Genomic DNA, 10476 nt, shown 5'->3' on the forward strand with positions numbered 1-10476 from the left:
GCCGTCGTCAGCGCGCGCAGCGCAGGACTCGACAACAGCAGATCGGGCCTGACCTTCCGTTTGGCCAGGCGCTTGCCCATCTGGGGCGCCTCTTTGCGCCCCCGATCGGCCAACGGCCGATCCCGGTCGGACAGGGTCGGTTCGTCCTTGCTCGACTTGGCATGCCTCACGAGAAACAGAGTCTTCATTGCAATGCGGTGTCCAGGTTCCACCGTCACTTTGCCGGATTGCGTAACCCCTTGCCTCATGGCAAGTTTGATCGGAGCTTTTCTGTCGCCCTCCATCTCTAGTCGGTCAACGAAAGAGGGGTCGCGGGCGTGCCGTCTTCGATACGGGCTGGCGCGTCACTGCTCTCGTCCTTCAGCGCAACGCCGCTTGCGCCCAGTCTGCGTGCTGCTGCCATGAGCCATGCGAGCTTGTCGGCGGCGTCAGCCGCGCAGAGCCCTTGGGCCCGGGAGAAGCGGTCGGCGGCGTTGCGAGGTCACGCCTCGCCTGAGTCCTATGGCAGCAGTACCCCGAACAGCTGACGCTCAGGCGAGCGCCCCTCGCCTGGCCCAACGACTGCTTGGTGCCAGTCAGCGTGAGTAGGCCCGCCGCCGGCGACAGGCGGCAACCGCTGCTTTGCTGCTTTTCCTGGCCAGCCCGTCATTGACGGCAAAGAGTTGGATCCGGCATTTCGCGAGACGCCGCAATACCACCGGTCCCGGCCCACCCTACATCACCGCCCCCAACGCCCAAGGCACGAACTCGTTCTGCCCGTACCCGTGCACCTCGCTCTTCGTCTTCTCCCCCGACGCGGTGGCCAGCATCATCCGGAAGATGCGCTCGCCCATCGCGTCGATGCTGGCGGTGCCGTCGATGACCTCGCCGCAGTTGATGTCGATGTCGTCTTCCTGCTTGACCCACAGCGCGGTGTTCGTGCTGAGCTTCAGCGACGGTGACGGCGCGCAGCCGTAGGCCGAGCCGCGGCCGGTCGTGAAGCAGATCAGGTTGGCGCCGCCGGCGACCTGGCCGGTCGCGCTGACCGGGTCGTAGCCCGGCGTGTCCATGAAGACCAGGCCCTTGGTCGTGACCGGCTGCGCGTATTCGAACACGTCGGTCAGGTTGGTGGTGCCGCTCTTCGCGATCGCGCCGAGGCTCTTCTCGAGGATCGTCGTCAGCCCGCCGGCCTTGTTGCCGGCCGAGGGGTTGTTGTCCATCTCCTGGTCGTTGCGCGCGGTGTAGCGCTCCCACCATCGGATGCGCGCGATCAGCTTGTCGGCGACCTCCGGGCTGACCGCGCGGCGCGTCAGCAGGTGCTCGCCGCCGTAGATCTCGGGCGTCTCCGAGAGGATCGCGGTGCCGCCGTGGCGCACGAGCCGATCGACCGCGGCGCCGAGCGCCGGGTTCGCGCTGATGCCGGAGTAGCCGTCCGACCCGCCGCATTGCAGGCCGACGGTGATGTGCGCAGCGCTGACCGGCTCGCGCTGCACGCGGTTCGCCTCTTCGAGCAGCCACTGCACGAGCTCGATGCCGTGCGCGACGGTCTTCTTCGTGCCGCCGGTCTCCTGGATGTTGAAGGTGTGGAACTGGGTGCCGGTGGCCAGGCTCTCCTGCTCCATCAGCCCCGAGATCTGGTTCGTCTCGCAGCCCAGCCCGACGACCAGGATCGACGCGAAGTTCGCGTGCCGCGCATAGCCGCCCAGCGTGCGGCGCAGGACCTGCAGCGGCTCGCCGGCGCTGTCGGTCGCGCAGCCGGCGCCGTGCGTCAGCGCGATCACGCCGTCGACGTTCGGGTACTTCGCGAGCGCCTCGGGGTGGATGTCGCGCCGGAAGTGATCGGCGATCGCGCGTGCAACCGTCGCCGAGCAGTTCACCGAGGTCAGCACGCCGATGTAGTTGCGCGTTGCGATCCGGCCGTCGGGGCGCCGGATGCCCATGAAGGTCGCCGGCACGTCGACGAACTGCGTCGGGTGCGTGCCGGTGCTCGCCGCGTAGTCGCGCGCGAAGCTGCTGAACTCGAGGTTGTGCGTGTGCACGTGCTGGCCCGCCGCGATCGGCTGCCTGGCCGTGCCGATGATCTGGTTGTAGCGCCGCACCGGCGCGCCCTGCGCGATCGCGTGCACCGCGACCTTGTGGCCGGGCGGGATCAGGCCGATCACGGTGACGCCGCCCTCGCTCGGCAGCACTGTGCCGCCGACGAGCTGCTGGCGCGCGATCACGACATCGTCGGCGGGGTGGATGCGAATGACGAGGGGGTCGGCCACGATGAACCTCAGTTGTCGATCAGCGCGGGGTCCCACGCGAACACGCGCTGGTTCTGTTCGCCCAAGCCTTCGATGCCCAGGCGCATCGCGTCGCCGTCCTTCAGGTACCACGGCGTCGGCTTCTGCCCCATGCCGACGCCCGGCGGTGTGCCGGTGCTGATCAGGTCGCCGGGGTACAAGGTCATGAAGCGGCTGATGTAGCTCACGAGCTGAGCCACCCCGAAGACCATCGTCTTCGTGCTGCCGTTTTGCACGCGCTTGCCGTTCACCTCGAGCCACATCGAGAGCGCCTGCGGGTCGGGCACTTCGTCGGTGGTCACGAGCCACGGGCCGACCGGGCCGAAGGTGTCGCAGCCCTTGCCCTTGTCCCAGGTGCCGCCGCGTTCGATCTGGTATTCGCGCTCGGAGACATCGTTGACGACGCAGTAGCCGGCGACGTGCTTCAGCGCGTCCGCCTCGCTGACATAGCGCGCCTTCGTGCCGATCACGACGCCGAGCTCGACCTCCCAGTCGGTCTTCACCGAACCCTGCGGCATCACGATCGGGTCGTTGCAGCCGACCAGCGCGCTGATCGCCTTCGTGAACAGCACCGGTTCGGCCGGCACCGGCAGGTTCGATTCGGCGGCGTGATCGGCGTAGTTCAGGCCGACGCAGATGAACTTGCCCATGCCGCTCCAGGGCACCGCGGTGCGGCCCGGATCGGCGACCGCCGGCAGCGACGCGAGGTTGATCTCGCGAAGGCGCTGCAGCCCGTGCGGCGTCAGCGTGTTCGCGGTGATGTCGACGAGCTCGCCGGACAGGTCGCGCACGACGCCATCGGCGTCGACGATCGCGGGCTTCTCTGCGCCTTTGGCGCCATATCGCATCAACTTCATGGGGTGTCCTTGGTTGGAGGGTTTGAAGATCAGTTCGACCAGCCGCCGTCGATGATCTGCGCCGTGCCGGTCGTGAAAGCGGATTCGTCGGAGCCGAGGTAGACCGCCAGCGCGGCGATCTCGGCGGTCGTGCCGACGCGGCCCATCGGCTGGCGCGAGACGAACCAGGCCTCGGCCTGCTCGATCGTCTGGTCGGTCGACTTCGCCAGTGCCGCCATCCGGTCGCGCAGCGACGGCGATTCGACGGTGCCCGGGCAGATTGCGTTGCAGCGCACGCCGCGCGTGATGAAGTCGGCCGCGATCGACTTGGTCATGCCGATCACCGCGGCCTTGGTCGCACCGTAGACGAAGCGGTTCGGCGCGCCCTTGATGCTGCCGGCGACCGAGGCGACGTTGATGATCGAACCCAAGCCCTTGCCGGCCGCCGCAGCCTCGAGCATCGCCGGCAGGAACGCGCGCGTCATGCGGTACATCGCGCGCACGTTCAGGTTGAACGAGAACTCGAACGCGCGCTCGTCGCAGTCGAGGATCGTGCCGGCGTGCACATAGCCCGCGCCGTTGAACAGGATCTGCACCGCACCGGCGGCCTGCGCGGCCGCGGCCACCGCGTTGGCATCGGTCACGTCGAGCACGTGGGTCTCGCAGCCGGTCGCCTGCGCGAGCTCGGCGAGCAGCGCTTCGTTGATGTCGGTCGCGATCACGCGCGCGCCTTCGCGCACGAAGGCCTCGGCGGTCGCGCGGCCGATGCCCTGGCCCGCGGCGGTGATGAAGGCAACCTTGCCCTTGAGTCGATCGGTCATGTCAGGAGTTTCCGTTGAGATGGCGTTGGAATCATTTCAGCAGGCCCAGTGCCTGCGGGAGCCACAAGGTGATGGCCGGGATGTAGGTGATCGCGGCCAGCGCGAGCAGCAGCGGCACGAGCCACGGCAGGATCGCGACAGTCGTGCGTTCGACCGAGAGTTTCGAGATGCGCGCGAGCACGAACAGCACCATGCCGAGCGGTGGGTGCAGCAGGCCGACCATCAGGTTCAGCGTCATGATCAGCCCGAAGTGGATCGGGTCGATGTGCAGCTTCAGCACGATCGGCAGCAGGATCGGCACCAGGATCGTGATCGCCGCGATCGTGTCGATGAAGCAGCCGACGAAGAGGATCAGCACGTTCGCGAGCAGCAGGAAGACCCAGGGCGTCCGGGTCACGCTGAGGATCCAGTCGGCCAGCAGCTGCGCTGCCTGCGTCGTCGTCAGCAGCCACGCGAAGATCGACGCAGCGGTGACGATGAACAGCACCGACGCGGTCGTCTCGACCGTCTCGAACGTGGCCTGCGCGAGCGCGCGCAGGCTCATCGAGCGGTAGCGCACCAGCCCGAGGAACAGCGCCCAGATCACCGCGGCGACCGCGGCCTCGGTCGGCGTGAACCAGCCCATCGTCATGCCGCCGATCAGGATCACCGGCGCCATCAGCGCCATCACCGCGGCGAAGTTGAAGTACCAGTCGAGCGCGAGCAGCACCGCGAAGGCCGCGCCGGCGGCCATGTTGACCGAGATGCCGGCACGCGCCAGCAGCCAGACGGCGAGCGGGAACGCGAGCACGACGACGATCTCGAGGCTCGCCGAGCCGAGGCGACCCCAGTGGAACGGCGTGTCCGAGCCCCACTTGTTCCGGTGCGCGAAATACGCGACCGTGAACATCATCAGCAGGGTCATGAACAGCCCCGGCAGGATGCCGGCAACGAACAGCGCGCCGATCGAGACGTTCGCCATCATTCCGTAGATCACGAACGGCAGCGAGGGCGGGATGATCGGCCCGAGCGTCGCCGACGCGGCCGTCACGCCGACCGAGAACTCCTTGCTGTAGCCGTGCTCGGTCATCGCCTTGATCTCGATCGAGCCGAGGCCGGCCGCGTCGGCGATCGCGGTGCCGCTCATGCCCGAGAAGATCACCGAGCCGATGATGTTGACCTGGCCGAGCCCGCCGCGCATCCACCCGACCAGCGCGACCGCGAACGCGTAGATCCGCCCGGTGATGCCGGCGACGTTCATCAGGTTGCCCGCCAGGATGAAGAACGGCACCGCGAGCAGCGGGAACGATTCGATGCCGGCGATCATGCGCTGTGCGACGACCACGTCGGGCACGCTGCCGGAGACCAGGATGTACAGCAGCGACGCGCCCGCCATCGCGACCGCGACCGGCAGGCCGAACAGCATGAAGGCGAGGAACCCGCCGATCAGGATGGCCATGGTGTCAGCCTCGCCTCGTCATTCGGCTTCGACGCCGTCGTACGCCTCGGGCCGCTCGAGGATCGAGTAGCCCTGGCGCCAGTGGATCCAGCTCATCTGCAGCGAGCGCGCGAACATCAGCGCGAAGCCGGCGAACGCGAGCCAGTACACGTGGCTCTTGTTCCACGCGATCGTCGTCATCGGCTCGTTGTCGACCGCGAGCGCGTAGCGTGCGACCAGCACCGCTACATAGCCGAAGAACGCCGAGCGCGCGATGTCGACGAAGGTCGAGAGCACGCGCGCCGGCAGCTTCGGCAGGTAGCGGTACAGGATGTTGACCTGGATGTGCCGGCTGCGCCGCACGCACGCTGCCGAGCCGACGAACACGACCGGGATCAGGCAATAGACCGCGAGCTCCTCGGTCCACGCGAACGAGTCGTTCATCACGTAGCGCGTGAAGAACTGAATGAACACCAGCGCCGCCATGGTCCAGAAGAAGCCGAAGCAGATCCAGTCTTCGAAGGTGTGACCGGACAGGACGATTTCGTGCCGGTCGGCCTCGGCAAAGCTCCTGACGAGCTCCTCCGGCGCAACCTCGACCGGCACGTGCGCTTGGGGTTCGTGCAACCCCAGTTCGGCGGCATTCGCAGACATTGCGGGCCTACTTGATCGCCTGGATCTTGTCCCAGTCGGCCTTCTGGTAGCCGAAGGACTCGAACGTGACGTTCTTCAGCACCGTGTCGCGGAACTCGCCCTTGTCGACCTCGACGACGTTCAGCCCCTTGGCCTTGAAGACGCCGACCAGCTCCTTCTCGCGCGCCGCGACCTCGGCCGAGGCCTTCGCCGAGGCTTCCTGCGCGACCTCGGCGAAGACCTTCTTGTCGGCGTCCGACAGCTTCTTCCACAGGCCGCCCGAGATCACGGTGTTCAGGTGGTCGACGATGTGGCCGGTCAGCACGATGTTCTTCTGCACCTCGAAGAACTTCTTCGCCTCGATGGTCGTCAGCGGGTTCTCCTGCGCGTCGACCGTGCCGTTCTGCAGCGCGAGGTAGACCTCTGCGAACGCGATCGGCGAGGTGTTCGCGCCGCAGGCGCGCGGCATCGCGAGGTAGGCCGGCACGTCGGGCACACGGATCTTCAGGCCCTTCATGTCGGCGCACTTCATGACCGGCTTGTTGCTCGTGGTCTGGCGCACGCCGTAGTAGGTGGTCGCGACGATGTGGTTGCCGCTCTTCTCTTCGTAGCCCTTCGTCAGCTCCTTGTAGATGTCGCTCTTGGTGTAGGCCAGCAGGTGGTCGACGCCGCGGAAGGTGTACGGGTAGTAGGTCACGCCGATGCGCGGGTAGCTCTTCGCCGCGAAGCTCGAGCCGGAGATGATGATGTCGACCGTGCCCAGCGTCAGGCCCTGGTTGATGTCGTTTTCCTTGCCGAGCTGCGAGGCGGGATACACGTCGATGTGGAAGCGGCCGTTGGTGCGCTTCTCGATCTCGGCCGCGGCCCAGACCGACGAGGTGTGGAACGGCTCCGAGGTCTCGTAGACGTGCGCCCACTTCAGCTTGGTCGCCTGCGCGAACGCGCCGGTCGCCGCGGTTGCCAGGGTCGCGAGCGCGGCGCTCGCGATCAGGGTCTTCAGCTGGGTCTTCGTCATCGGTTTGTCTCCGTTGTGGTTCTTGGGAATCGGGACGAGAGGGGAATCAGTCGCACACCACCTGCACCTTGGTGCTGCGGCTGCGGTCGCTCGCGAGCTCGAAGGCCTCGAGCGAGCGGCTCAGCGGAATCTGCGCCGAGAGCAGCGGCCGCACGTCGACCTTGCGCGTGCGCAGGTATTGCACGGCCCAGTCGAACGCGTGCGCGGCACGGAACGCGCCGACGTAATCGAGCTCGCGGGCCATGATGCTGTTGGCCGGGAACATCACGCCGTCGGCCGGCAGGGTGCCGACCTGCACGATGCGGCCGCCCTTGCGTGCCGCCTTCAGGCAGGTCGCGAGCGCGGCCGGGCTGCCGGCGGCCTCGATGCACACGTCGGCCAGGTCGGCGAGCTCGGCGTCGCTCACCTGGTCGCTGCGCAGCGCCTGATCGGCGCCGACGCGCTTGGCCATCTCGAGCGGCCGCTCGGCGATGTCGCAGCAGATGATCCAGGCCGCGCCGGCGAGCTTCGCGGCGATCACGCTCATGCAGCCGATCGTGCCGCCGCCGGTCACCAGCACGGTCTTGCCGGTCAGGTTGCCGGCGCGGTGCACCGCGTGCAGGCCGATCGACAGCGGCTCGGCGCACGCGAGCTCGCCGAGCGAGATGTCTTCGGCGACCGGCGTCAGCTGGCGTTCGCCCATCACGAAGCGCTCGCGGAACATGCCCTGCACGTGCGGGAACACGCTGGCGCTGCCGAGGAAACGCATGTTGCGGCACAGGTTCAGCCGGCCGCCGAGGCAGTAATCGCACTGCCCGCAGGCGTGCGACGGGTTGATCGCGACCTTGTCGCCGACCGCGACGCGGGTCACGGCGCTGCCGATGCGCGCGACCGTGCCCGAGACCTCGTGACCCGGGATCAGCGGCTCGCGCATCACGAACGCGCCGACCCGGCCGTGCTGGTAGTAGTGCAGGTCGGAGCCGCAGATGCCGCCGGCGCCGAGCTTCATCTCGACCTCGTGGGGCCCGAGCTCGCCGGGGGCGTCGTCTTCGAGGCGCAGGTCTTTCGCGCCGTGGATTCTGCAGGTCAGGGTCATGGTCGGTTTCCTTTCAGGCCGCCTTGCGGGCGGGTTTGCGGCGTGGTGTCGCCGACGCTTGCGCAGGCGCCTCGGCGGGCGCCGCGTGCGCGATGCTCGCGGTGAATCGATCGTGCGAGTTCGACAGGTGCGTCGCCATCGCGGTGCGGGCGGCTTCGGGCGAACGGCTCGCGATCGCGTCGATCACCGCGAGGTGCTCGGCGATCGCGACGGTCCAGCTGCGTGCGGTCTCGAAATGGCTCACGAGCTGCTCGGCCAGCGGGTTGTGGCGCTCGTCGTGCAGCTCGCCGACGATGCGCACCAGCACCGCGTTCTCCGAGGCCTCCGCGATGCGGACGTGGAACAGGCGGTCGCCGCGCCACGCCAGGTCGCCGGCATCGACCTCCTGCTGCATCAGCGCGACCGCGTTGCGCAGCCCGGCGATCTGCGCCTTCTTCATGTGCTGCGCGGCATGCGCGGCGAGGCCGCTCTCGATCAGCTCGCGCGCGCGGATCGTCTCGAGCGGGCCGTCGGCGCTGATCTGGCGGGTGCGCGGTGCATCGGTCGTCAGCACGTAGATGCCCGACCCCATGCGCACTTCGACGAGCCCCTCGACCTCGAGCGCGATCAGCGCCTCGCGCACCGAGGGCCGCGAGACGCCGAGCTGCAGCGCCAGGTCGCGCTCGGGCGGCAGCCGCGAGCCGACCGGGTATTCGCCGCGCTCGAGCAGGCCGCGCAGCTGGTCGGCGATCTGGCGGTACAGGCGTCGGGGCTCGATGGTCTGGATCGGCATGCAGAGAGGGGACTTGTCAGCAATTGTGGTCAAGTGGCCTGACCAATTGGGGTAAAGAATAGTTGAGCCGACCGGAATGCGTCAACATGGTGTTTGCCCTTGTCCCGGCCGGCGCGCACGGCTTGCTTCGCGGTGCCGATGCGCCCGCCAAGCTGGAACAATCGGGCGCGCGCTGGCGCCCCGCCGACAACCCGAGCTTCGAGACACCATGGATCAGCCCCGACCCAATCCGCCTGCCGCGCCCGCCGAACCCGCGCCGGCCGAGCCGCCGCCGGCGAGGCGCCGGCGCTGGCTCGGCAGCGTGATCGCGATCGTCGCGCTCGCGCTGCTCGGCGGGCTGGCCTGGTACCTGACGCACCGGCCGGCGGCGCCGGTCGCCGGCGCCTTCGCCGGCGGGCCGGGTGGCCCCGGTGGACCGGGCGGACCCGGTGCCGGCCCAGGCGCGCGCGGCGGGCGCGGCGCCGGTGCGAGCACCGTCGGCGTCGCGACCGCGTCGCAGGCCGACATCCCGGTGCTGGTCGAGGCGCTCGGCACCGTCACGCCGATCGCCAACGTGACCGTGCAGGCGCAGGTCTCCGGGGTGCTGACGCAGGTGCTGTTCACCGAAGGGCAGATGGTCAGGAAGGGCGATGTGCTCGCGACGATCGCCCCGCAGCCCTTCGAGATCGCGCTGAGCCAGGCGCAGGGCGCGCGCGTGCGCGACGAGGCGCAGCTCGAAGCCGCGCGCGTCACGCTGCGGCGCTACCAGACGCTGCTCGCGCAGGACTCGATCGCGCGCCAGGATGTCGACACGCAGGCCGCGCTCGTCAAGCAGCTCGAGGGCACCGTGACGATCGACCGCTCGGCCGAGAACACCGCGAAGCTGAACCTCGGCTACACGCGCATCGTCGCGCCGGTCGGCGGGCGCGTCGGGCTGCGGCCGGTCGATGCCGGCAACTACGTGACGACCGGCAGCACGACCGGCGTCGCGGTGATCACGCAGGTGGCGCCGATCGATGTCGCGTTCGCGATCCCGCAGGACCTCGTGCCGCAGGTGCAGGCGCGCATCCGCGAGGGCGCGCAGCTCACGGTGGCGGCATGGGACCGCACCCGCACACGCAAGCTCGACGACGGACGCTTCCTGACGCTGGACAACGCGGTCGACACGACCACCGGCACCGTGAAGGCGAAGGCGCGCTACGCGAACGCCGACGGCAACCTGTTCCCGAACCAGTTCGTCAACGTGCGGCTGCTGCTGCGCACCGTCAGCGCCGCGGTCGTCGTGCCGGTGACGGCGCTGCGCCACGGGCCGAACGGCGACTTCGTCTACGTGCTCAAGGAGGGCAACACGGTCGAGCTGCGCAACGTCACGCGCGGCGAAGCCGGCGTCGACAACGTCGTCGTCGCCACCGGGCTGCGCAGCGGCGAGGTCGTCGTCACCGAAGGCGGCGACCGGCTGAAGGACGGGGGGCGCGTGCAGACCTCGGTCGAGCGGCCGGCGGGCGCGGCCTCCGGCGGCGCGTCGGGCGCGCGCTCCGGCCGCGGGGAACGCGGCGAACGCGCGTCGGGCGCGTGGGGCGCGAGCGGGCCGAGGGCGGGCGCCTCGGCCGCGATGGCCGGGACGCCGGCGTCGGCCGCGCCGGCCGGCGCGGCAGCGGGCGCGG

General features: G+C 69.1%; 10 protein-coding genes. 1 reads left to right on the forward strand and 9 read right to left on the reverse strand.

Annotated elements, in window-relative coordinates; all coding sequences use genetic code 11:
- From AC1DTW_RS27615 to AC1DTW_RS27655, 9 genes are all read right to left on the reverse strand, one after another.
- A partial coding sequence (locus AC1DTW_RS27615; protein WP_477985007.1) for a SixA phosphatase family protein occupies positions 1-188 on the reverse strand: 188 nt, incomplete at its 3' end.
- Between the two features lie 525 nt (positions 189-713).
- Complete coding sequence (locus tag AC1DTW_RS27620) at positions 714-2246, reverse strand: UxaA family hydrolase (RefSeq protein WP_477985157.1); 1533 nt, start codon at positions 2244-2246, stop codon at positions 714-716.
- Between the two features lie 8 nt (positions 2247-2254).
- On the reverse strand, positions 2255-3121 hold the full coding sequence (locus tag AC1DTW_RS27625) for a fumarylacetoacetate hydrolase family protein (RefSeq protein ID WP_477985159.1): 867 nt from the start codon (positions 3119-3121) through the stop codon (positions 2255-2257).
- 29 nt (positions 3122-3150) lie between these two features.
- The gene (locus tag AC1DTW_RS27630) at positions 3151-3921 is read right to left on the reverse strand and encodes an SDR family oxidoreductase (RefSeq protein ID WP_477985161.1); all 771 of its coding nucleotides are present in this window, start codon (positions 3919-3921) and stop codon (positions 3151-3153) included.
- A 31-nt stretch (positions 3922-3952) separates the two neighbouring features.
- Positions 3953-5359 carry a TRAP transporter large permease gene (locus tag AC1DTW_RS27635; protein WP_477985163.1) on the reverse strand — a complete coding sequence of 469 codons (1407 nt, stop codon included), beginning with the start codon at positions 5357-5359 and terminating at the stop codon, positions 3953-3955.
- 18 nt (positions 5360-5377) lie between these two features.
- Entirely contained in the window at positions 5378-5992 is a 615-nt protein-coding gene (locus tag AC1DTW_RS27640) for a TRAP transporter small permease (RefSeq protein ID WP_477985165.1), read from the reverse strand.
- A 7-nt stretch (positions 5993-5999) separates the two neighbouring features.
- The gene (locus tag AC1DTW_RS27645; protein ID WP_477985167.1) at positions 6000-6986 is read right to left on the reverse strand and encodes a sialic acid TRAP transporter substrate-binding protein SiaP; all 987 of its coding nucleotides are present in this window, start codon (positions 6984-6986) and stop codon (positions 6000-6002) included.
- Positions 6987-7032: 46 nt separating this feature from the next.
- A complete protein-coding gene (locus AC1DTW_RS27650) occupies positions 7033-8061 on the reverse strand; it encodes an L-idonate 5-dehydrogenase (RefSeq protein WP_477985169.1) in 1029 nt (342 codons plus the stop codon).
- 13 nt (positions 8062-8074) lie between these two features.
- Positions 8075-8833, reverse strand: coding sequence for a FadR/GntR family transcriptional regulator (locus tag AC1DTW_RS27655; protein WP_477985171.1), 759 nt, complete (start codon positions 8831-8833; stop codon positions 8075-8077).
- A 208-nt stretch (positions 8834-9041) separates the two neighbouring features.
- Between AC1DTW_RS27655 and AC1DTW_RS27660 the strand changes: the two genes are divergently transcribed.
- Positions 9042-10476: efflux RND transporter periplasmic adaptor subunit (locus AC1DTW_RS27660; protein ID WP_477985173.1), on the forward strand; the 1435-nt coding region annotated here is incomplete at its 3' end.

It is taken from the genome of Rhizobacter sp. P5_A1, from assembly GCF_056400745.1.

What these genes read in the sequence shown, in the direction of transcription:
- AC1DTW_RS27640 (WP_477985165.1), bottom strand. Translation starts at nt 5,992, where the DNA reads ATGTCTGCGAATGCCGCCGAACTGGGGTTGCACGAACCCCAAGCGCAC.
- AC1DTW_RS27645 (WP_477985167.1), bottom strand. Translation starts at nt 6,986, where the DNA reads ATGACGAAGACCCAGCTGAAGACCCTGATCGCGAGCGCCGCGCTCGCG.
- AC1DTW_RS27655 (WP_477985171.1), bottom strand. Translation starts at nt 8,833, where the DNA reads ATGCCGATCCAGACCATCGAGCCCCGACGCCTGTACCGCCAGATCGCC.
- AC1DTW_RS27635 (WP_477985163.1), bottom strand. Translation starts at nt 5,359, where the DNA reads ATGGCCATCCTGATCGGCGGGTTCCTCGCCTTCATGCTGTTCGGCCTG.
- AC1DTW_RS27630 (WP_477985161.1), bottom strand. Translation starts at nt 3,921, where the DNA reads ATGACCGATCGACTCAAGGGCAAGGTTGCCTTCATCACCGCCGCGGGC.
- AC1DTW_RS27650 (WP_477985169.1), bottom strand. Translation starts at nt 8,061, where the DNA reads ATGACCCTGACCTGCAGAATCCACGGCGCGAAAGACCTGCGCCTCGAA.
- AC1DTW_RS27625 (WP_477985159.1), bottom strand. Translation starts at nt 3,121, where the DNA reads ATGAAGTTGATGCGATATGGCGCCAAAGGCGCAGAGAAGCCCGCGATC.